The organism is Rhodococcus sp. NPDC057529 (genome assembly GCF_042802055.1).
Lineage (GTDB): Bacteria > Actinomycetota > Actinomycetes > Mycobacteriales > Mycobacteriaceae > Rhodococcus_F.
The window spans coordinates 352,429-374,770 of the sequence record NZ_JBHVEY010000002.1 but is presented as its reverse complement, the minus strand read 5'-3'; the positions used below and the strand labels follow the sequence as shown (position 1 = coordinate 374,770).

At 70.1% G+C, this 22,342-nt stretch carries 13 protein-coding genes; 7 read left to right on the top strand and 6 right to left on the bottom strand.

The window, feature by feature from the left end:
• Positions 1-130 precede the first annotated feature (130 nt).
• On the bottom strand, positions 131-3,508 hold the full coding sequence (locus tag ACFU5V_RS04765) for an IniB N-terminal domain-containing protein (RefSeq protein WP_378697282.1): 3,378 nt from the start codon (positions 3,506-3,508) through the stop codon (positions 131-133).
• 358 nt (positions 3,509-3,866) lie between these two features.
• On the opposite strand from ACFU5V_RS04765, the gene ACFU5V_RS04760 reads away from it, so the two are divergent.
• The 5 genes from ACFU5V_RS04760 to ACFU5V_RS04740 all read left to right on the top strand — a co-directional run bounded on the left by ACFU5V_RS04760 (position 3,867) and on the right by ACFU5V_RS04740 (position 11,983).
• A complete protein-coding gene (locus ACFU5V_RS04760; RefSeq protein WP_378697280.1) occupies positions 3,867-5,726 on the top strand; it encodes an Hsp70 family protein in 1,860 nt (619 codons plus the stop codon).
• 7 nt (positions 5,727-5,733) lie between these two features.
• On the top strand, positions 5,734-7,692 hold the full coding sequence (locus ACFU5V_RS04755; protein WP_378697278.1) for a LuxR C-terminal-related transcriptional regulator: 1,959 nt from the start codon (positions 5,734-5,736) through the stop codon (positions 7,690-7,692).
• Between the two features lie 120 nt (positions 7,693-7,812).
• Positions 7,813-8,982 carry a hypothetical protein gene (locus ACFU5V_RS04750; RefSeq protein WP_378697276.1) on the top strand — a complete coding sequence of 390 codons (1,170 nt, stop codon included), beginning with the start codon at positions 7,813-7,815 and terminating at the stop codon, positions 8,980-8,982.
• 112 nt (positions 8,983-9,094) lie between these two features.
• Positions 9,095-10,414, top strand: coding sequence for a S1 family peptidase (locus ACFU5V_RS04745; protein ID WP_378430159.1), 1,320 nt, complete (start codon positions 9,095-9,097; stop codon positions 10,412-10,414).
• A gap of 258 nt (positions 10,415-10,672) precedes the next feature.
• A complete protein-coding gene (locus ACFU5V_RS04740) occupies positions 10,673-11,983 on the top strand; it encodes a S1 family peptidase (RefSeq protein ID WP_378697274.1) in 1,311 nt (436 codons plus the stop codon).
• Positions 11,984-12,066: 83 nt separating this feature from the next.
• On the opposite strand, the gene ACFU5V_RS04735 is transcribed toward ACFU5V_RS04740, so the two are convergent.
• The 4 genes from ACFU5V_RS04735 to ACFU5V_RS04720 form a co-directional block, all read right to left on the bottom strand.
• Entirely contained in the window at positions 12,067-12,768 is a 702-nt protein-coding gene (locus ACFU5V_RS04735) for a hypothetical protein (RefSeq protein WP_378697272.1), read from the bottom strand.
• Positions 12,765-13,505, bottom strand: a complete 741-nt coding sequence (locus ACFU5V_RS04730) for a hypothetical protein (protein WP_378697270.1) — start codon at positions 13,503-13,505, stop codon at positions 12,765-12,767. The genes ACFU5V_RS04735 and ACFU5V_RS04730 overlap by 4 nt, the downstream gene beginning before the upstream one ends.
• Positions 13,506-13,807: 302 nt before the next feature.
• The gene (locus ACFU5V_RS04725; protein WP_378697268.1) at positions 13,808-14,485 is read right to left on the bottom strand and encodes an ammonium transporter; all 678 of its coding nucleotides are present in this window, start codon (positions 14,483-14,485) and stop codon (positions 13,808-13,810) included.
• Between the two features lie 292 nt (positions 14,486-14,777).
• Entirely contained in the window at positions 14,778-15,224 is a 447-nt protein-coding gene (locus ACFU5V_RS04720; protein ID WP_378697266.1) for a hypothetical protein, read from the bottom strand.
• Positions 15,225-15,843: 619 nt separating this feature from the next.
• Here ACFU5V_RS04720 and ACFU5V_RS04715 point away from each other — a divergent pair.
• Positions 15,844-19,095 carry a heterodisulfide reductase-related iron-sulfur binding cluster gene (locus tag ACFU5V_RS04715; RefSeq protein ID WP_378697264.1) on the top strand — a complete coding sequence of 1,084 codons (3,252 nt, stop codon included), beginning with the start codon at positions 15,844-15,846 and terminating at the stop codon, positions 19,093-19,095.
• A 56-nt stretch (positions 19,096-19,151) separates the two neighbouring features.
• Here ACFU5V_RS04715 and ACFU5V_RS04710 read toward each other — a convergent pair whose 3' ends face one another.
• The gene (locus ACFU5V_RS04710; RefSeq protein WP_378697262.1) at positions 19,152-20,675 is read right to left on the bottom strand and encodes an Hsp70 family protein; all 1,524 of its coding nucleotides are present in this window, start codon (positions 20,673-20,675) and stop codon (positions 19,152-19,154) included.
• Positions 20,676-20,899: 224 nt separating this feature from the next.
• Between ACFU5V_RS04710 and ACFU5V_RS04705 the strand changes: the two genes are divergently transcribed.
• Positions 20,900-22,219 carry a hypothetical protein gene (locus ACFU5V_RS04705; protein ID WP_378697260.1) on the top strand — a complete coding sequence of 440 codons (1,320 nt, stop codon included), beginning with the start codon at positions 20,900-20,902 and terminating at the stop codon, positions 22,217-22,219.
• Positions 22,220-22,342 lie beyond the last annotated feature (123 nt).

The window sequence follows — 22,342 nt, the reverse complement described above, 5'->3', positions numbered from 1 at the left end:
ACCTGTTCGGTGCCCCGACACCCGACTGTGGAAAACAGCCCCGCACGCATAACGCGTCCGGGGCTGATTTCGTTACATCGTACGGCGGTCCCGGCCGCCCCGTCTGGGGGATGCCGGAACCGCCGTCTCATCACGGCTCGAGGTGATCGACCACGCCCGTGACGTCGTGCGAGAGGTCCACCGAGGAGTCGGTGTCACCGAACAGCGAACTGTCGGTGTCGGCGTGCAGGCCCGAGTCGGCGCCGAACGCGTTGTCCGCGTCGATCGACGACCAGGTGTCGGCCCCGGTGTCGACGGCCCCGCCCAGGGTGGATCCCAGGCCGCCGGTGATCGAACCGGTGGTGTCGGCGACGGCGCCGCCGACCGCTCCGAGGTCGGCGGACCCGTCCGTGGTGGCATCCGCGGCGGCGGAACCGCCTGCGGAGGCGCCACCCGCTACCGATCCACCGGCGGACGCTGCGCCGTCGAGGGCGCCGCCCACCGCGGCTCCGCCGTCGACCGCACCGTCGACCGCTCCACCGACGGCCCCGTCGAGGGCGCCGCCGACCGAGGTGCCGAGCGATCCGAGGCCGCCCACGCCACCGGACAGTCCGGCGCCGAGGTCGGCGGCCGCGTCGGTGGTGGCGTCCAGGCCACCGGTCAGACCGGCGGTCGCGTCGACGGCGCTGTCCACGCTGCCTCCGAGTCCGCCTGCCACGTCGCCGCCGATTCCGGCAGCGGCGTCCACGGTGCCGCCGAGGCTTCCGCCGACGTTCGCGGCCGTGTCCAGGGCGCCTCCGACCGTGCCACCCAGGTTGGCCGCCGTGTCGAGGGCACCGCCGAGGTTCGCGTCCAGGCTCGCACCGGCGTCGGCGACCGCGCCGACCGAGGCGCCTGCCTCGCCGACCGCGTCCACGGCACCGCCGACGCTGCCGGTCAGTGCCGAGCCGAGGCCCGCACCGGTGTCGAAGATTCCGCCGAGACCACCGGTGAGGCCGCTGGTCAGACCGGCGCCCAGGCCACCGGCCGTGTCCAGTCCGCCGACCAGGTTGGTTCCGAGGCTGCCGCCCAGGTCCGCGCCGGCGTCGGCAACCGCACCGACACCCGCCGCGACACCGGCACCGATGCCGGCCGCAGCGTCCGCGCCGCCCGCCACACCGCCGCCGACGGCGCCGCCCACGTTGCCCGTGACGTCACTGCCCACGTCGAGCAGCCCGCCCAGCGCGCCGTCGATCCCGCTCGTCAGGCCACCCGCGAGACCGGTGCCCCCGTCGAGCGCACCGTCCAGGGCGCCGCCCACACCGGCTGCCGCGTCGAGTCCGAGGTCGGCGTCCAGAGCGGAGTCGAGATCGAGGCCGCCACCGGCCTCCAGCGCCGTCTCCAGTGCCGACCCGAGGGTCGCGCTGAGGTCGCCGTCCGCGCCGAGGACGCCGCCGAGAGCGGTGCCCAGCGTGCTGCCGATGCTTCCCTCCCCGCCGAGGACGCTGTCGAGGTCGAGCGCGCCGCCGGTCTCCAGAGCACCGCCGAGCACTCCGCCGAGGGCCGCGCCGAGATCGGCGCCCGCGGCGCCGCCGGCACCGAACGCACCGCCGAGCAGACCACCCAGGTCGGTCGCGCCACCGAGGTCGACCCCGCCGTCCGCACCGAGCACCGCGTCGAGCGCCGCGCCCAGGCCTGCGGTGGCGTCACCGTCGACTCCGAGCACTCCGCCGAGCGCGCTGCTGATCGTGGTTCCCAGATCGGCACCGGTGTCGAGGACACCGCCCAGCCCGAGGCCGCTCTCCAGTGCGCCGCCCAGGACCGTTCCGAGGTTCGCGCCGGCCTCGCCGCCCAGACCGAGGGCACCGCTCAGCGCCGTGGTCAGTTCCGACGTCAGTTCGCCGCCGAGGCCGAGGTCGCCGCCCAGGCCGAGGTCCAGACCGCCGTCCAACAGGCCGCCGAGGTCGAGGCCCGTCACGCCGCCGGCGCCGAGCGCGGCGTCGAGGGTGCTGCCCAGTTGAGTGGCCAGGCCACCGTCCAGGCCGAGGGCGCCGCCGAGGACCGTGCCGAGTGCGGCGTCCAGTCCCAGACCGCTGTCGAGTGCACCGGACAGTGCGCCGCCGAGGCCGCCGTCCAGGTCGAGGGCGCCGCCGAGCAGACCGCCCAGGGCTCCACCCAGGTCACCACTGACGTCGCCGCCGGCGCCGAGGACGCCGCCGAGGATGCCGCTCAGCGCGCCACCGAGGCCGCCGTCGGCTCCGAGCACGGCACCGAGGTCGAGTCCGCCGCCGGCACCGAGCACGGCGTCCAGCGCGGTGCCGAGACCGGCCGTGAGGTCGCCGCCGACTCCGAGTTCGCCGCCGAGCAGACCGCTCAGGGCACCGCCGAGGCTGCCGCCCGCACCGAGGATCGCGTCGAGGTCCAGTCCGCCGCCCAGGTCCGCGATCGAACCGAGCGTCGCACCGAGGGCGCCACCGAGGTCTGCGCCGAGGTCGCCACCCGCACCGAGGACACCGCCGAGCGCGCCACCGAGGACCGCGCTGAGGTCGGTGCCGAGGACTCCGCCGAGCGAACCGGCGACGTCGCCGAGCAGGTCACCGCCGAGCAGGCCTTCGAGGGTCGCGCCCAATCCGCCGCCGGCTCCGATCGCCGCGTCGAGGGCACCGCCCAGCGAGCCACCGAGACCGGCGTCGACACCGAGCACGCTGCCGAGGGTCGTTCCGAGCACGGCGCCGAGGTCGAGGCCGGCACCGAGTCCGGCGAGGATGTCACCGTCCACGCTGCCACCGAGGTCGACGACGCTGCCGAGGGCGGCACCGAGAGCCGCACCCAGCTCGGCGCCGAGGTCGCCGCCGATGGCCAGTGCCGGCGCGAGGATCCCGGTGAGACCACCGGCCACGTCGACCACCGGCAGGGCCGTGATCGCCGCGGTGAGCGTGGTGCCGAGCTGCGCCGTCAGGTCGGTGCCCAGCCCGAGCACGCCGCCGAGGGCACCGCTGATCACGGCGCCGAGGTCGAGGGCGCTGCCGAGGTCGAGGCCACCGGTGAGGGAGAGTGCCGCGTCGAGGGCCGCACCCAGCGCGGCACCGAGCTGTGCACCGATCTCGCCGCCGATCTCCAGCGCGGCACCGAGCGCGGCGCTCAGACCGGCCGCCAGTTCCGCGGCGAAGTCGAAGTCGCCGCCCAGGCCTGCGCCCAGACCGAGGCCCGCGCCGGCACCGATACCGACCGCACCGCCGAGGCCGCCACCGAGTCCGAGGCCGGCGCCCAATCCGCCACCGAGACCGCCGCCGACACCCGCGCCGAGACCGCCGGCGACATCACCGGCGACGTCGGCACCGGCGTTCACGATCGCGGCCAGGTCGGCTCCGCTGCCCGCGAACAGTCCCGACTCCGCGACCAGCGGGGCGACGGAGACGATGTCCGCGTGGCTCACACCCTGCAGACCGGCAGCGCACAGCGCGTCGGTCGGGTTGGCGCAGTAGGCCGCCGCAGCCTGCTCGTCGCGAAGAAGGCCGAGGATGAAGTCGAGGACGGCGTTGGTAGCCATGGCAATCTCTCCTGTGGTCGAGGTTCGGGGAGTTCGGGTGGCCACCACAACTGCTGTGACGGCGAGTGAAATACACGTTATGGATCGGCGGCCCCCTTCCCAACGGGGCGGCGCCCCCTACTCACGGAACCCGGTATCGGGGATCTCCCATCGGGGGTCGGGCCCCCGCCGTTAGGGGATAGGGGGGCATTAGGGGATCGGCCCCGTAACTGCCGTCGACCTGCGCATCGGCGTAACGAAACGGCCGCCGCACGCGACAATTCGAGTGACCACGACGGCCCCGGCCGTCACATACGACGGCGGTACCGTCCGTCTGACACAGGCGGCGTGACGCCCGCCCGGACCACAGGAGTGGAACATGGCTGCAGCGCTCGGCATCGGTGTCGGATCGGTCAATACGGTGGCCGCCGTCGACACGGACGGGGCGAGCGTGACGGATGCCGCCGACCTCACCGTCCTGTCCCGCGCGAGTGTTCTGCACCTCTCCCCCGACCGCGCACCCGTACTCGGCGGCGACGGCGGCGACGGCGGCGAACCGGACGCGGTGACGGTGTCCGACTTCGCGAACCGTGTGGGCGACCCGGTCGGGATCCTCACCGACGACGGCTCGACCTACTCCGGCGAAGACCTCGTGGCCACCGCTGTCAGCTGCATGGTGCACGAGGCGGCATCCGGCAGGCACGGTCTCCCGGCCACCGTCGTCGCCCACCCGACCGTCTGGCCGACGTACACCGTCGGCGTCCTCGCCGACGCGCTCGAGCAGGCCGGCGTCGCGGACGCCACCCTCGTGTCGGAGGCGCAGGCGGTGATGACGTGGCTCGAGCGGACCCGCGGCACCCTCGGCGACGCGTTGACCGTCATCTACGACCTCGGCGGCACCTCACTCGACATCACCCTGTTCCGCACGGACGCCCACGGCACGGAGACCGGCGTCCTCGGCAAGCCCGTGCGGTCCGAGGACTTCGGCGGCGCCCACTTCGACCACGCCGCCATGCAGTACGTCCTCGGCAACGTCGCCGAGGAGTTCGGCGACATCGACCCGTTCGACCCCGGCACCGTCGCCGCGCTGACCCGCCTGCGGACCCGGTGCACCGCGGCGAAGGAGGCACTGTCCTCCGACACCGAGGCCACCATCGGCATCGAACTGCCCGGCATCTCCACCGACGTGCGGCTGGTGCGCTCAGAGCTCGAAGACCTCATTCGCGAACCCCTGCAGGAATCAGTGACGCTGGTCCGCGAGAGCATCCACGCCGCCGGTCTCGAATCCAGCGACGTCACGCAGGTGGTGCTCACCGGCGGCAGCGCCGCCATCCCGCTCGTCGCCGAACTCCTGTCCGCGGAGCTGCGGGTTCCCGTCGTCGCAGCCGAACGTCCGGGCCACACCGCCGCCCTGGGTGCGGCGCTGCTCGCCGCCGACCGGGATGCGGGACGTGCCGCCGCCCCGACCGTCGCGCGGATGCCGGTCGTCGTTCCCACCGCCGCGCCGGGGACGGCAGCGCCCGCCGCCGCGGCTCTCGAGTCGGACGCGGCTGTCGAGTCGGAACCGGACACCGTCGTCCTCGCCGCCCGGCCTCCCGCACCGCGACCTGTCGACCCCGCCCCCACCGGGATGTCGCGCAAGAAGAAGGCCGGGATCATCACCGCATCCGTCGCCGCCATCGCCGTACTCGCCGCGGGCGGGCTGTCGCTCGGCACGGCCTTCGACGTCGCACCGGCGTCCAGTTCGGGTTCGACCACCTCGCAGTCGTCGGGCACGTCGGCGGGTGCGGCCTCGACGTCCGGTGTTCCGGCGGAGGCCGCCGCGACCGGCGCCGTCGCACCCGGCACCGAGGCTGCGGGTGTCGCCGCCGCGACCGGTGTCCCCGGCACCGCGGCCGGTGTCGCGACTCCGGTCGCCGCACCCGGCACCGTCCCACCCGGCACCGTCGCACCTGCCGCGGCCCCACCGGTTGCCGCGGCTCCCGGCACCGCCCCTGCCCCCGTCGCTGCGGCGCCTGCCCCCGCTGCTCCCGCACCGGCACCCGCTGCGCCCGCGCCGGCACCTGCGCCCGCTCCGGCACCGAGCGTCCCGTCCGACGGCGGCGCCGCGATCGCCAACACCATCGTCGGTGGCGCAGGCGCGGTCGGTGACACCGTCACCGGGGTCGGCGGCACGGTCGGCGGCGTCGTCGGCGGAGTCACCGGCCTGGTGCCGGGCGTCCTCGGCAACGGCGGATAGGGCGCCGGTGTCCACGCTGCCCTCACCGCTTCCTCCCACCGAACTCGCGGACCTCGACGGCCCGCAACTCTCCGCTCTCGCACTAGTTCTGCTCGGCAGCGACCTCGACGAGACCGTGGTCGCCCGGGTACTCGACGTCGAACCCGACCGCGCCCGCGCGGCAGTCGACGCGCTCCGTTCGGACGGCTGGGTCGACGAACGGGACACGCTCGCTCTCGCGGACCACACGCATCTCACGACGACGCTCGGCGAGAACCGCCTGCACACGCTGGCCCGCCGCCTGCTCGCCCATCACGTCGACCGCGGAACGCTCACGCTTCCTGTCGCCCGCGCGGTGGCCGCGACCGGCACACCCAGCGAGGAATTGAGCCAATTCCTCTGCGCCCAGGCCGAACTCGCCGAACCGGCCGTCGCCGTCGCGCTGTACGCCGAAGCCGGCCGGGTCGGCAGGCTCGGTGACGCCGCCGTCGTCGCGCACGCCGAGGCGAGTGCCCTGAACGGTGACCTCGACACCGCGGTCGGCCTGGCCGATTCGGTCCTCGAACGGTCCGCCGCCGTCGACGGTCCGGAACTCGCTGCGGCCGTCCGCATTTCGGCCGCAGGTGCCGCGTTCTGCGGGATGATCGACCGCAGCGCCGAACTGTACGCCTGGCTCGGTGCGGACCGGGCGGGCGCCGACGCCTCCGTCGCCGCCTCCGTCCTCGTGGTCGCAGGCAGGCTCGACGACGCCGAGGCCGTCCTCGCGACGAGCGCGGGCGCACCCCCCACCGCCGCCACCGCAGGCGCGGCCCTCGTCGCAACCGGACTCGTGCAGTCGGTGACCGCGTCCGCGAATGCCGCGCTGAACTCACTGACCCGTGCTCTGTCGCTGCCCGGCCGCGCGTCGCGGGCCAGGATGCTGCCCGACTCCCCCGCCGCGATCACCGCGCTCGCCGCACTCCACTGCGGCGAACTCGCGCACGCCGACGCCGTCCTCACCCGGGCCCGGGAAGCCGAGCGACCCGGCAGCGTCACCGCGAACCGGCACCAACTGCTCACCGCCTGGACGTCGATGGTCCGCGGCGACCTCACGTCGGCGCAGTCCCGGCTCGACGGTCTCGACGCCGCGTCGATGCACCAGCGCGATCTGCTGTTCGTCCACGGACTGCGGGTCGGGCTGGCACGGCGCACCGGCGACAACGCCGCACTGCTCCAGGCCTGGGCTGGCGCGCAGGGGGTGCTCGCCGAGTACTCGGTGGACCTGCTGAGCCTGCTGCCGCTCGGCGAGCTGTGGCTCACCGCGATCCGCGTCGGCGAACCCGGCCGGATCACCCACCTCGTCGAGGACGCGCAGTCGTTGCTGCGAACCCTCGGCGAACCGGCGATGTGGGGGTCGGCGCTGCACTGGTACGGCGTGCAGGCCTCGATCCTCGCCGAATGCCCCGCCGATCTGATGCCGCACGCCCGCGCACTCGGCGAGGCCGCCAAGGTCAGCACGTACGCCTCCGGGCTCGCCACCGCCGGTCGCGCCTGGCTGCGCGTGCTGCAGGGCGACATCGACGCCGCCTCCGTCGAGGACGCGGCCCGCACCCTCGACCGGATCGGCCTGCCGTGGGACGGCGCGCGCCTCGCCGGCGAAGCCGCGCTGCGCGCCTCCGACACCAGGGTGGCGACCACCCTGCTGCAGGTCGCGAGGGCCCTGCGCCAGCCGACGTCCAACGGCAACGGCGCCGACTCCGCGGTCGTGTCGAGCCCGAACACGCCGGGGTCGCTCACCGACCGCGAGGCGGAAGTCGCCGAACTGCTCGTCCAGGGGCTGACGTACCGGGAGATCGGGTCGCGCCTCTACATCTCCGCGAAGACGATCGAGCACCACGTGGCCCGGATCCGGCGGCGGCTGGGCGCCGGGTCGCGGTCGGAACTGCTGTCGATGCTGCGTGCGATGGGCCACGGGGCTGCGCCTTCGGCGCCCGTGAGTACTTCTTAACCGCCGGCGGTTGACAAGTACTCACGGGTGGGGCATGTAACCATTCGACCGCGGGAGGCGACACACTGTGCACATGGTGCGATGATGCACCCCTCTGAACCGTGCCAGTAAGGATTTTCCATGACCACCGGAGTCGGACTCACCGTCGGCGATTCGGTTTCCACAGCGGTCGTGACCGCTTCCGGAACCGACGTGAGGACGATCGAACACCCGTCCGTCCTGTTCACCGCCCCGGACGGCACCGTTCAGCTCGGCGACCCCGGCACGGAGTCGACCGGCGCCGTCCGCGACTTCCTCGCACGCGTCGGGGAGCCGACGGGCATCGAGTACGCGGGGTCTCTGACCCGCGCCGAGGACCTCGTCGCGACGGCGATGTTCTGCCTGTTCCGCGAGGCGTCGGACGGACTGTCCGGGACGGTGAAGGTCACCGCGACCCACCCGTCGGACTGGGCGCCGGAGATCGTCACCAAGCTGCGGGAATCGCTCGACTACATGGGTCTGGGCGAGGCGACTCTCATCCCGGAGTCGGTGGCGCTCGCCGCGTCGCCGGAGTCCCCCGCCCACGGCGCCGCGCTGCTGGCGGCCGGGCTGGCCCTGACCGACGAGGACACGAGCGCCGACACGGAGTCGATTCCCGTCGTCGAGGCCCCGTTGCACACCGCGTACTCCGCTGTGACGGCGGTGCCCGCGGCCGCTGCTGCTGCGGCCGCCGACGCGTTTCCGTCGGCCGAGACCGAGGCGTCCACTCCGGCGAGCGCATCGACCGCCCCCGCCAAGCGCCCCGACCGCCGACCGCTGATCATCGCCGGTGTCGCCGCGGCCGTGTTGGTGGTGGCCGGTGGGGCGGTCGCGTTCGCACTCACCGGCAACGGCAGCACCGCGGTCCCGTCGATCCAGGACGCCCAGACCGCGGCGGTGACGACGACGACCGTTCGACCCACACCGGTCGCGCCCGCCGTCTTCCCGACTGCGAGCACGCAGGAGGTGGCCGTGACGACGGAGGTGGAGGCCCCGATCCCGGTCGCGCCCCCGCCCGCCCCGGTGGAGACGACATCCGTGTTCGTGCCCCCTCCCCCGCCGCCGCCGACGACGACGCCGGTGATCACGCTTCCCTCGATCACCACGGTCCCCCAGACCACCACGACGACGACCGCCGCGACGACCACGACGACTGCGCCGGCGACGACCACCACCACCACCACCACGTCCACGACGACGACGCAATCGCTGGCCGCGACCACCACGACGACGACTCCGGTACGGCCTGCGCTGAAAACGCCAGGTCAGTGAGGCCTCGGCCACACCTCCCCGACGGGTCGACCCGTCCGTAGCTTAAGGTGGGGCGCTGATACCCACCCCAGAAGGAATCCCCAGTGAACGGATTCCGTGCAGAAGGGATTTCATGCGTAACGTGCTGGCGCACCGCGCCGCTGTTGTAGGCGCCTCGGCAATGCTTCTTCTCTTTCCGTTTTCCACTGCCGCCCAGGCCGACCCTGTTACGCAGCCCGACACCACGCAGCTGAGCGCCGACAAGTTGCCGGCCGAACTCGTCGAGGCCATCACCCGCGACCTGAAGATCAGCCCGCAGGAATACCTCGATCGCGCCGCGAAGGCACAGGAGCTGGGTAGTTACGCCGAGGACTTCCGGGAGCAGCATCCCGACGACTTCGCCGGGGCATGGATCGGCCTCGACGGCAATCCCGTCGTCGCGGTCACCACGAACGAGGCCGCCGACGCCGCAGCCAAGGCCGGGTACGACACCCGCATTGCGCCGGTGTCCGCGAACGGCCTGGAGAAGACCCTCTCCGACGTGAACGGCTGGATCGCGGGACTGCCGAAGGATGTGGCTTCCCAGGTCAACTCCGCGTCGATCGACGTTCTCGAGAACCGCGTCGTCATCGACGTCGTCAACAGCCCCGTCGGCCAGGCGCTGAACCTGCCGACCCTGCTCGCCAACGTCAAGGTGATGCTGAGCCCCGGCGGCGGCGGTCCGGTGGAGCGGGGTCCCCTCGCCGGAGACACGTACATCACCACCGCGGGTGAGCTGCCGAAGACGCCGATCTCGGAGATCTCCGTCTGCTCGCTGGGCTTCAACGCCGTCGACGACAGCGGCCAGGCCGTCAACATCAGCGCCGGGCACTGCAACCCCGCCGAGGGTCAGCCGTCGCCGGTGTTCCTCCCCAATCACCAGAACGTCGACGACAGCCAGCAGATCGGTGCGTTCTCGAAGTCATCGGTGGGTAACCCCGCCGACAAGCTGGACTACTCGGTGATCACGCTGAACGACGCGGGCGTCAAGGCCGGCCTGGACCGTCCCGCTGTGCGCGGCGCGAACGGCACCACGCTGGAGATCACCGGCACCGCCCGTCCCGTCGTCGGTGCCCCGATCTGCAAGTCGGGTCAGACGTCGTCGTTCACGTGTGGTGTGGTCGCGGCGGATCACGTCGAGACGCAGTTGTTCGTGGCCGACGGTTCGAGTCGCGTGATCAACGGTTTCGCCGGGACCGCCTGCACTCTCGCGGGTGACAGCGGCGGCGCCATCGTCACCGGCACCCTCGCGCTGGGGATCACCAGTGGTTCCAATGCGAGCGGCGCCCCCAACTGCACGGAGGCGAACCTGGTGCTGGCTCCGGAGGGTGGCACGGCCAGCCTCGGCATCCCGGTCGCGGACATCGTGGACACGGTGGGATCCGGGATGCGGGTGCGCACCGTCTCCGACTAGTTCTCCACCGCGTTCACCCTGCGCCCGGTGCCCGTTTCGTCTCGGACACCGGGCGCAGTCGTGTGCGCGGCAGAGCGCCCGGATGGCCCCGGTGTCCGCTTTGTCCAGCTGAGTCGTCCGCCGGAAGTGTTACAGGTGGGAATAGACGGGGCGAACCCATATAGTCGACTCCGACTGTGTACGGCCTTACCTGTCAGGGGGGTCGTATTCGCGTGCGCCCGCGAGGCAACTGCGAACAAACAACATAGAAAGGCCCCCATGCGAAGCTCCATCGCACGTCGTGCCGCCGTGTTCGGCTCTGCCGCGCTGCTGCTCCTCGGTCCGGTCACCGCCTCCGCTCAGGCCGATCCGGTCGAGCCGGGAGCGTCCGGCCAGGCCGCCAAGCTGCCCGCGGAACTGATCGACGCAATTTCGCGTGATCTGTCGCTGAGCCCGGACCAGTACCTGGAGCACTCCGAGCTGGGCCAGAAGCTGGCCGAGTTCGCGAAGACCGCCCGCACCCAGTTCCCGGACGCCTTCGCCGGAACGTGGCTCGACAACGCAGGCACCCCGATCGTCGGGCTCGCCGACGGCGCCGACAAGGAGGCTGCGGTCGCCGCAGTCGAGAAGTCCGGCTTCCAGGTGAAGGATGTGGCGCAGAGCGAGAGCAGCCTGCAGGAGCAGGTGAAGTCGCTCGACGGTTGGCTCGACACCCAGCCGCCCGCCGTCGCGGATCTCGTTCGCGGCGTCGCCATCGACATCGTGAACAACGATCTCGTGCTCCGCGCCGACAACGTGGGCGGTTTGCAGCTTCCGGACTTCCTGAAGGGCGCCCGCGTCGTGCAGTCGCCTGCGACGGCCGCTCCGCTGCCGTCCACCGACCTCACTCCCATCGCCGAACCGCTGCCCGCCGACGCCCTGCTGGGCGGCGACGCGTACGGCTCGCTCGGTGGCGGAATCGGGCTGCGCTGCTCGCTCGGGTTCAACGGGACCGACGGCTCCGGCAGGCCGGTGAACATCACCGCAGGGCACTGCGATCCCAACCGGGGCGCTGCAGGCAGCGCGGAGGCGTCGGAAGCGTTCTCTCTGGTGCCGGGTGGCACCGGTCCGCGGATCGGCACGTTCGCGAAGACCAGCCTGGACATCCACGACTACTCGATCATCCGGGCCGACGACGACGCCGCCCGCCGGTTCGAGAACAACGGTGTCCGGGTTCCCGGCGCGGCGCCGGTTGCGATCACCGGAACCGCCGACCCGGTCGTCGGCGCCCCGGTGTGCAAGTCGGGTCTGACGACCGGCTTCACCTGCGGTCGCGTCACGTCCGTCGCGCAGACCGTCTCGGTCGGTGAGCGCACGCTGGCCGACAGCTTCTCGACGAGCATGTGCGCCCTGCAGGGTGACAGCGGCGGCACGATCGTGACCGGCACGCTGGCCCTCGGCATCTCGAGCGCGTCCAATGTCGGGCAGTACCCGATCTGCCAGGTCGCGGACGTCGTCACGTTCGTCCTCGGCGAGAGCCCCGAGTTGTTCGCCACACCGATCAACGAGGTGCTGGCGGAGAACCCGGGTCTGCGCGTGCGCACCTCGTAACACCCACAGACGACTACGGCCCGCTTCCCTTCGGGGAGGCGGGCCGTTGTCGTCGGCGCACTCAGTGGCTGCGGACGAACCGATCAGGCGGTGGGTTCCGGCGCCGGCGGAACGAACGGCGTGTTGATGGTGATCAGGTACTGGATTCCGAGAATCACGAGTGCGGCGCCACCGACGAAGATGGTTCCGGCCAGCCCGCCGGCGGCGAATCCCGCCATGAGGCCGCCGAGGCATCCCACGGGAGTGCCGATCACGGTCACGGCGAGCAGCCCGCACCCGACGGCGAGACCCACGACGCCGAAGATCACCCCGAAGATGAGGCCGCCGATCAGCGTCGCGTAGCCGAGATAGCTGTTGAAGTCGGCCAGCGCGACGTCGTCGCGCTCTTTCTGCGTGTCGAATCCGTCCTGCGCCACCGATTTCAGTGACGCTGCAACGTCGTCGGGAACCTGCGGCGTGAGTGTGACCGTACGGCCGTCGAGGTCGGCGTCGATCGGATACACGGCATCGCCGAGCCGAATCGTGAGGGGCAGCGCAGCAACCACCTTGCCGCTGCCGTCCACCACCTCGATCGCTTCCCGGGTGTCGGTGATCCGGAACGCGCCCGCGTCGATCGACGTGATCACGGACTCACCCTCGGCGTGCGCCTCGTACCCGATGTCGGGCGAATCCTGCTGCGTCAGCGGCGCTGCATGAGCTGTCCCTGCGGAGATTCCGAGGGAGGCGACGACGAGGAACGCTGCCCCGGTGACGGCCCGCAGGTTCCGTGCGAACCGGCCGCTCATGCCGCGGGTGCCGGTGCGACGAACGGGCTGTTGATGGTGTTGAAGTACTGGATTCCCAGAACGACCAGGGCGCCGCCGCCGACCACGATGGTGCCGGCGAGCGCGACGACGGGCGCCACGATCAGCGCCCCTCCGATGCATCCCGCCACCGGTCCCGCGAGGCCGAGGAACGGCACCACCAGCGCCGCCGTGCCGGGGATGACACCGACCGCGCAGCCGATCGCCCCGCCGATGATGGCGGCGACGATCGCGGTGATCGCGGTCGTGATTCCGAGTTGCTGCTGGAAGTCGTCGAGTGCGCGCTCGTCGCGTTCCGCTTTGTCCTGGGGTGCGGCGACGTCGTCGAGAGTCAGCCGTTCCGACACGGGGACGGGGGTCGCGGCAGACGGGTCCATGTCGGGGACGAGCCGCAGAACGCGTGCGGTTTCGTCGATCGCCACGGAGAAGGGGTGCTGCAGGTCGTCGACCCGGAAGAATGTGGGGATGGCGGCGACGACCCGTCCACCGTCGTCGACCACGTCGACGGTCCCGTTCGCGGCGTTGAGCGAGAACGCGCCGGCGTCGAGGGTGGCCACAGCGGCGTCACCGTCACGCGACGTCTGGTAGTTGACGTTCGGGATGCCCTGTTCCGCACCGGCCTGGGGTGCGGCGGCCGGATCGGCATACGACGTGCCCGTCCCGACGCCCATCGCCGCGACGACGAGCAGGGATGTGGCAGTAAACCTTCGAAGGTTCATCGAGATCCGTTCCGAGAGCAGCGCTGTGACGGACGAAGGTTAGCCTAAGCATTCGCAATTCCGGCAGGCCAGCTCCGCCGCTGTGACGAGGTTCACGTTCGGAAAGTCCATACGACGGCGAACCGCCCGCCCTCGCGAGGAGGACGGGCGGGCGGGGCATCGTCGCCTGTGCTTGACGACGTCAGAACAATTTCGGTCCGACAGTCACGATCGTGATCACGTAGCCGAAGATGTCGGCCAAAATTCCGAACAGTCCCGCCATGATTCCCTTACCTCTCTGTGGCGCATCCGCCCCTGACGAGCTACTTCGCGCCCTTGTCGATCTTCTTCGCCCAAATCGTCGTGCCATCGGGCGCAGTAAGTGTCTGGGCCAGCTGGATTCCCGCAATAACGAGGGTCGGCCCACCGACAATGACGGTTCCGGCGATCGCGCCGACCGCGGCGAACACCGGGACGGTCGCCAGCGCAACGGGCCCCGCGATCAGGCCGACCAATCCGATCGCACCTCCGACGACGGTGCCGGCCAGTCCACCGACCGCCGAGGCGAGCGCAAGTTGCTGACCGAAATTCGCCTGCGCGCGGGTGTTCTCCTCGACCGAAGCAACATCGCTCAGCGGAAGATCGGTGTCTGCGATCGGCGTCGCCTTCGCGCGATCGACGACGGGGGTCAACGTGAGAGTCTTGCCGTCCTCGCTGATCTTCTCCTCGAAGGGGAACTGCAGATCGTCGAAGCGGTACGCGAGAGGCAGCGAGAGGACGGCGTTTCCGGCGCCGTCTTCGAGTGACACCGATTTGCGATCCGACGACACCACGAACGCGCCCGCATCGATCTTCGTGACGACTGCCCGATCCTCCACACGGGTCTCGTATCCGATGTCGGCTCCGGGCTCGGCCGCCGGTTCCGCGACCGCCACCCCGGATCCGGCCGCGAGGGCACCCACCAAAAGTGCCGAAGTCGTAACGAAACGACGCAACTTCATTCCATCCCCTTAAGGTTCCAACCCCATCCGCTGCTAAACAGTAACTTGCTGCTGTGACAGATCCCAATTGAGTTTCGACTCGAGAAAGGGAACGTCACCAATAGTCGGCGAGGGGCCATGAAAGTGCGCATCGAGAACGGCGTCGAGACCGAATTTCAAGAATGGCACCAAACATTCATGTAGTAATTACCACACAAAGCGGGGAACCGGTCGGTTTCTTCCTGAGGCGTGTGGATACGACTCGGCCCCGTCGCGCAGAGCACGACGGGGCCGGACGCTGAGGCGAGGGGCTCTACTCGTCCCTGTCCGCGTAGATCGACGTCCCCGGGGCGGCGTTGTACGTCTCCCACAACTGATAGGCACTGACACCGAGAGTGGGGCCGCCGGCAACGATGGTTCCCACTACCCCACCGATACCCGCCCCGGTGACGAGACCCGCGACACACCCGGCGGGAAGTGTTGCAATACAACCGATTCCGGCGCCGGCAATGGTCCCGATCAGACTGCCGACCGTGACGGCGATACCCACCTGCGCACCGAACTGGCCGAACGCCCTGTCGTTCTCCTCCCGGGACGCGACGTCGTGGAACGGCAGCGGGAGCGCGGCGGGCGCCGACACTGTCGGCGCGGGCGCCACCGGAGCGGGTGCCACCGCCGGCCCCGCGTGGGAAACCCCGGCGGCAAGACCCATGGCGGCGACCGCCATGCCCGCCGTAACTGCAGCTCTTCTCACGATCATTGATGCCTCATTTCAGGACCGACGCGACGAAGTACCGATGTGATGGAAGCGCACTGCACGACCCCCGTTACGACCGCTGACCAGGGCCGGAAAACACGCTCAGAGTAACAGCGGAATCACGGCCGAAATGTTCATTGACGAAAAATTCATCGGGCCGCGCAGAACCGGTCGGCAGCCGGCCGATCGCGACGTAATTCACATGAATTACATCGATTGAATTTACGTCCGGCGGCGAAATTTCGTCCGTGACGACATCGACGAACGGGCAATTTGCCCATCGTTATCCCGCCGCAATACAACCGCGCTGAATTCGTGACCGAAATGGCGGCTGGAGCGCACGCCAGTGACCTCGCGGACGGCCCCGCGCGACCATCGGTCGAAGTTAGGGCGACCTTGGGTGAAGGCGGTAATTCCGACCCTTTAACGTGGCGAACAGAAAGTCCGATTGTGGCATGCGCCACATGCCGCATCGGCGCCCCAGCTGCGGAAATGCTTCTGACCAGGGCTAAGTTACCCGCAGGTAGCCTGAATAAGTTACTAGCGGGTAACTTAGCAAGCGTTAGGATCACGAGCAGTCCCGAGGTGGCCGCCCTGCCGCCCTGAAACGAAAGGCCGCGACATGAATGCCCTGACGATCACGTTGGGCACCATCGGCGTGCTGCTGAGCCTCGTATGTTGGTTCTCCTTCATCACAGGCGCATTGAAGATGGTCAACGTCGTCCGGATCGGCCAGTCGGCCCCGGACCGGTGGCGTCCGTTCTTCCCGCGCTTCAAGCAGATGTGCATCGAGTTCATTGCGCACACCCGGATGAGCAAGTTCCGGACCGTCGGCTGGGCCCACTGGCTCGTGATGGTCGGCTTCATGCTCGGCGCCGTCGTCTGGTTCGAGGCCTACGGGCAGACGTTCGACCCGGAGTTCCACTGGCCGCTGGTCGGTAACACCGCCGTCTACCACTTCGTCGACGAGATCCTCGGCCTCGGCACGGTCATCGGTATCACCACGCTGATCGTGATCCGCCAGCTCAATCACCCCCGCGTACCCGCGCGGCTGTCCCGCTTCGGTGGCTCCGACTTCAGGGCCGCCTACTTCGTCGAGGCGGTCGTCCTCATCGAGGGCCTGGGCATGATCTTCGTGAAGGCCGGGAAGATCGCCACGTACGGCCACTCCAACCCGTGGACCGACTTCTTCACGATGAACCTCGCGAAGCTGCTGCCCGCGAGCCCGAACATGGTCGCGTTCTTCGCCTTCGTCAAGCTGATGTCGGGCATGATCTGGCTCTACGTCGTCGGCCGCAACATCACCTGGGGTGTGGCGTGGCACCGGTTCGCGGCGTTCGCGAACATCTACTTCAAGCGTGAGGACGACGGCGACGTCGCCCTCGGCGCCGCCAAGCCCATGATGTCCGGCGGCAAGCCCATCAACATGGAGGACGCCGATCCCGACACCGACACGTTCGGCGCCGGCAACATCGAGGACTTCTCCTGGAAGGGCTGGCTGGACTTCACCACGTGCACCGAGTGCGGGCGCTGCCAGTCTCAGTGCCCCGCATGGAACACCGGCAAGCCGCTGTCCCCGAAGCTCCTCATCACGTCGCTGCGCGACCACGGCTACGCCAAGGCGCCGTACCTGCTCGCCGGTGGCCGCAAGGACATGGGCGGTGACGAGGTCGGCCTGGTGAACGGCGAAGGCGCCGTCGACGACGCCAAGCTGGCGGCGATCCCCGAGGCTGCCCGCCGGGAGGCCGAGCGCAAGCTGGTCGGCGAGACCGTCGAAGGCGAACTCGCCCCGGTCATCGACGCCGAGACGCTCTGGAGCTGCACCAACTGTGGCGCGTGCGTCGAGCAGTGCCCCGTCGACATCGAGCACGTCGACCACATCATCGACATGCGCCGCTACCAGGTGCTGATCGAGTCGGAGTTCCCGTCCGAGCTGGCCGGCCTGTTCAAGAACCTCGAGAACAAGGGCAACCCGTGGGGTCAGAACTCCAAGGACCGTCTCAACTGGATCAGTGAGATGGACTTCGAGATCCCCGTGTTCGGACAGGACGCGGACAGCTTCGAGGACTACGAGTACCTCTTCTGGGTCGGCTGCGCCGGCGCCTACGAGGACCGGGCCAAGAAGACCACGAAGGCCGTCGCCGAACTCCTCGCCACCGCGGGCGTGAAGTTCATGGTGCTCGGCGCCGACGAGACGTGCACCGGCGACTCCGCTCGCCGCGCAGGCAACGAATTCCTGTTCCAGCAGCTCGCCATGCAGAACATCGAGTTGCTGAACTCGGTCTTCGACGGCGTCGAGCAGCGCAAGCGCAAGATCGTCGTCACCTGCGCCCACTGCTTCAACGCGCTCGGCAACGAGTACCCGGAGGTCGGCGGAGACTACGAGGTGGTTCACCACACCCAGCTGCTCAACCGCCTGGTCCGCCAGAAGAAGCTGATTCCGGTCGCCTCCGTCGGTGAGGACATCACCTACCACGACCCCTGCTTCCTCGGCCGCCACAACAAGGTGTACGACGCTCCCCGCGAGCTGATGGAGGCCTCCGGCGCGAAGCTGAAGGAAATGCCCCGTCACGGCGAACGGTCCATGTGCTGTGGAGCCGGTGGTGCCCGCATGTGGATGGAAGAGAACATCGGCAAGCGCATCAACATCGACCGGGTCGACGAGGCGCTCAGCACGGATCCGAAGAAGATCGCGACCGGCTGCCCGTTCTGCCGCGTCATGCTCACCGACGGCGTCACGGCTCGCCAGGAGTCCGGCCAGGGTGAGGGTGTCGAGGTCGTCGACGTCGCCCAGCTGATGCTCTCGTCCATCACGCGTCTCGAGCCGGAGAAGCTGACCGAGAACATTAAGGTCATCCCCCGCGAGAAGCCGGCCGAACCGGCGGCAGCCGAAGCCAAGGCAGCGGTGGTCGAGAAGGAACGCGTCGAAGAGGTCGAGGCGGCCGCCGCAACTCCGGCCGCCACGGAAGCTCCCGCAGGCAAGGGCCTGGCGATGAAGGGCCTGGCCAAGGCACCCGGAGCGAAGGCACCCGGCAAGGGTCTCGGCATGGCGGGCGGGGCGAAAGCCCCCGGCGCCAAGGCACCCGGCAAGGGTCTCGGCATGGCCGGTGGGGCGAAGGCTCCCGGCGCCAAGAAGGCTGCTCCCGCCGCGGCGGCTGACGCAGGCTCCGACGCTGCGGCAGCGGAGGCACCCAAGCCGAAGGGCCTCGGGCTCGCCGGCGGCGCGAAGGCACCGGGCGGCAAGGGTCTGCAGATGAAGGGTGCCGCCAAGGCTCCCGGCGCGAAGGCCGCCGCTCCGGCACCGGCCGCGGAGGCTCCCGCCGTCGAAACGCCCGCTCAGGACGCGCCCGCAGCGAAGCCGAAGGGACTCGGACTCGCGTCCGGCGCCAAGGCACCGGGCAAGGGCCTGCAGATGAAGGGCAAGGCGAAGGCTCCCGGCGCGAAGGCCGCCGCTCCGGCCGAGCCGGCGGTCGCCGAATCCCAGGCTGCCGCACCCCCGGCTGCCGAACCGGAGGTCGTCGACACCTCCTCCGCCTCGGAAGCTCCCGCGGCCGAGGCTCCGAAGGCTCCTCCGGCGGCGAAGGCCGGTGGACTCGGTTTCAAGAGCGGCGCCAAGGCTCCCGGGGCCCGCAAGTCTGCGGCTCCCAAAGCCGCAGCACCGAAGGCCGAGGCACCCGAGGCGTCCCCTGCTGAAGCACCCCAGGCTGAGGCACCGAAAGCCGAAGCACCCGCGGCCGAGGCTCCGAAGGTAGAGGAGTCGAACGGCGACGGGTCCAACGGCAAGGCACCGGAGACGGCGCAGGCCCCGCCGCAGGCCAAGCCGGGTGGACTCGGTTTCAAGGCCGGCGCGAAGGCACCGGGCCGGAAGAGCTAGCCGACAGCAGTGACCAGCAACGCCCCCACCGATCACGGTGGGGGCGTTGCTGTTTTCTACCGCGGTCCGGCGCCGCCGCGTCCGCCCGCTCCGCCGCCCATCGGCTGAGCGGGCGCCGGGTTCTGCACGGTGTATTCCTGTACCGTGTCATTCCCAGCGGTGTCGTCCTGCGCGGTCTGGTCGGCGGACGAGGCCTGGTCGACGGACGACGTGGTGGTCGTCGTTGCCGAGGGCGTGTCGTCCTGGCCGATCAGTTGGGTCGCTGCCGCGCCGCCGCCCAGGAGGACGAGGGCGGCGACACTCGCCGCGACCATCCAGCCTCGGATACCCGACTTCGGTGTCTTCGCGGCAGTGGCGACGGTTTGTGTGACAGCCGGTGTGGGCGGGGAAACGGGCCTGGTCGGCACCCCGGCGGATGCGGAGGGAGGCAGTACACGCGACGTTGCCGCCGCGATCGGTCGCGGCGCCGCCGGTGGCTTCACCCGCGGTCCCGGCGCCGACATCACCCGGGAACCCGACTGCCGGAGCGATGCCCTCTCGGCGATCACCGCCGCGCCGCGGGCGGATGCCGTCGCCGGTTCGGGCGAGACGACGAGGGGGACGTCCACGGCGGTCGACAGCAGTTCGGTCACGAGTGGAACCGCCGCTCCGCCGCCGAGGAGGACGACAGCGTCGACGGGGGTTCCGGTCTCGGCGAGACGTTCGAGTTCCCGTGCCACCGCGTTCGCAGCGTGGGTGAGCGAGCCACGGATGACGTCCTCGAATTCGGAACGCATGACACGTATCTGGCGTCGGATGCCGGGAAGCTCGACGGTCACCACGGCAGAGGTGTCCTGGGACAACCGCTCCTTCGCGATCCGGCAGCGGGCCGCGAGTTCGGCGAGGGCCGCGCGGTGAGCGGGATGGTCGACGTCGAAGTCCGGGTTCGCGTTCTGCACCAGCGCGACCACACGCCCCATCAGTAGTCGATCGGCGTGATCTCCGCTGAAGTCGGTGCTCCGCACCGACCGAAGAACATCGAATTCGTCGCCGCGCCGGGTGGCCACCGTCAGGTCGAGGGAGTGGGCTCCGACGTCACACAGCAGCACGGTGTCGCAGTCGTCGAGTTTCTCGACCCGGGCGACCCACGTGAGTGCCGCAGCGGTTTCGGGGATCACGGTGACGGTGCGGTTCTGCAGCAGACCCCAGCGGCGGATCTCGTCTTCGAGTTCCTCCACCGCGTATCCCGACCAGCCCGCTGGGGCCGCGACCACCACATGGTCGGGCGCCGGGGTGCGGCCCCGGATCAGACAGTCGAGCGCGGTGGTCACCAACTGTACGGCCGGGGTGCGGGTCCCGTCGTCGCCGATCACCGGAACAGGGTCACCGACTCTGTCGATGAAACCACGAAAGACGATGCTGCCCTGCGGAAGCAAACGGTGCGGCCCGAGCGTCGGCGCGCTGCTGGACGACAGCGCGAGTTCGGCAGAGTGCCGCACCACCGTGAATCCGTCGTGCTCGTGGTGCCCCTGCGATTCACCGTGCATCTGTGCGGACACGAACGAGTCGGAACCCATGCTGATCCCCATCGATGTCCGCATGTCGTGATCTCCATTCCGTGGTGCGGCAGGCGGATTTCCTGCCGGTCGAAACGCTAGACCGCCTTCCTGTACCGACCGCTGTGCGCTTCCTGCGATGTTCCTGTGTGCGTGGCGGCGAACGCCCCTAGCGAAGGTGCAGCGTCCTCCCATGGTCTTCCCAGGAATGGTCCATAACGTCGTCGGCAGTCGCCTCGAAGGGGCAAACCCGAGATGAAGGAGCACTCATGACGAGAAGCGAAATCCACCCGTCGGCCGTCCTCGACCACCACGACGTACCCGCCCCGCACGCCGGAATCGACGCACGGGCACCTCAGCCCGACCTGGGCGGCGCGCCCCATGCGGCGGACCTCCTTCGCGACGGACTCGACGGACTTCTACGCGACCTCCGCCCGGCGAACTCGACCGGCGATCATCCTGCTCAGCACGTTGAGCAGCAAAAGAATTCGCATGACGTTTCGCACGACAACGACAGTCGCGGGTTCGAGAACACCGGCCGTCAGAACAACACAGACACCCGTCACGACAACCACACCGACGGCGACCGACAGAACCACGCCGCCGACTCCTCGCGAGACAACAACAACGGCCGCGACGAGACCAACCACCAAGACAACGCCGGCCACCGGGACAACGCAGGTCGCCAAAGCACCGCCCCCGGCAACCAGGCCCACGAGAACGACAGCACGATCAACCACGACGGACGCACCGACGGCAACAACGTCGCGAGCCATCAGAACGCCCTCTCGAACCCGTCGACGTCGTTCGGCAACCCGAGCCGCGGTGAGTCGGCAGTGAACTCGGGCGGCGCGTCCGCGGCCCAGCCGATCACGGCGACCCCGGTGTCGACCCATTCCGATTCGGCGGTCACGTCGCAGCCTCTCGACACGACGATCAGGCAGACGAACACCGAACCTACCTCGGCGACGGCGACGTCCGACACGGACAGGAATCAGAATCAGGTCGTGGACCAGCAGAGCACGCGGACCGCGGAGGCCGCCTCGGTCACCGGCGACGAGGGGACGCGAACAGCGTCGACGGATAACACTCCGACCAACGCCACCCAGACCGACGCCGCCACGCCGAACGCGACGGCACCCACCGCGGATCTCGGACGAACCGAGGCGGCAACGGCAACGACCGGCAACACCGACAACCATGCGACGACCACAACCACGGCGACCGCGCCGGCCGCCGACCTCGGCCAGTCCCAGGCAGCCACCGCGACCGCCACCACGACGACGAGCAATGATCTCTCGTCGGCGGACCACGGTTCCGCGGTCGGCACGCTCACGGACACGGCGTCCGACACCGGTCTCAGCCATGACACCGCAGGCACCGACACCGCGACGACGTTCGACTCGAGCACCACGTACGACTCGGCCACCACGTACGACTCGAGCACCACGTACGACACCGGCACGTCGCTCGACGCGACAAGCGCGACAAGCCTCTCGTCGGGGTTGACCGCCGATTCCGGCAGCACTGTCGACACCCACGATCAGAGCCTGACTGCGACGACGACCGTCGACCAGCACATGTTCTGACCTCGACGTGGGGGGGGCGCCCCCCCCCCCCCCCCCCCCCCCCCCCCCCCCCCCCCCCCCCACCCCCCCCCCCCCCCACCCCCCCCCCCCCCCCCCCTTTAATGATAAGACGACCACCGAGAG

Bases quoted from the DNA above. Each gene is read 5' to 3' on its own strand.
- ACFU5V_RS04765 (WP_378697282.1), bottom strand. From the start codon at position 3,508: ATGGCTACCAACGCCGTCCTCGACTTCATCCTCGGCCTTCTTCGCGAC.
- ACFU5V_RS04760 (WP_378697280.1), top strand. From the start codon at position 3,867: ATGGCTGCAGCGCTCGGCATCGGTGTCGGATCGGTCAATACGGTGGCC.
- ACFU5V_RS04750 (WP_378697276.1), top strand. From the start codon at position 7,813: ATGACCACCGGAGTCGGACTCACCGTCGGCGATTCGGTTTCCACAGCG.
- ACFU5V_RS04745 (WP_378430159.1), top strand. From the start codon at position 9,095: ATGCGTAACGTGCTGGCGCACCGCGCCGCTGTTGTAGGCGCCTCGGCA.
- ACFU5V_RS04740 (WP_378697274.1), top strand. From the start codon at position 10,673: ATGCGAAGCTCCATCGCACGTCGTGCCGCCGTGTTCGGCTCTGCCGCG.
- ACFU5V_RS04735 (WP_378697272.1), bottom strand. From the start codon at position 12,768: ATGAGCGGCCGGTTCGCACGGAACCTGCGGGCCGTCACCGGGGCAGCG.
- ACFU5V_RS04730 (WP_378697270.1), bottom strand. From the start codon at position 13,505: ATGAACCTTCGAAGGTTTACTGCCACATCCCTGCTCGTCGTCGCGGCG.
- ACFU5V_RS04725 (WP_378697268.1), bottom strand. From the start codon at position 14,485: ATGAAGTTGCGTCGTTTCGTTACGACTTCGGCACTTTTGGTGGGTGCC.
- ACFU5V_RS04720 (WP_378697266.1), bottom strand. From the start codon at position 15,224: ATGATCGTGAGAAGAGCTGCAGTTACGGCGGGCATGGCGGTCGCCGCC.
- ACFU5V_RS04715 (WP_378697264.1), top strand. From the start codon at position 15,844: ATGAATGCCCTGACGATCACGTTGGGCACCATCGGCGTGCTGCTGAGC.
- ACFU5V_RS04710 (WP_378697262.1), bottom strand. From the start codon at position 20,675: ATGCGGACATCGATGGGGATCAGCATGGGTTCCGACTCGTTCGTGTCC.
- ACFU5V_RS04705 (WP_378697260.1), top strand. From the start codon at position 20,900: ATGACGAGAAGCGAAATCCACCCGTCGGCCGTCCTCGACCACCACGAC.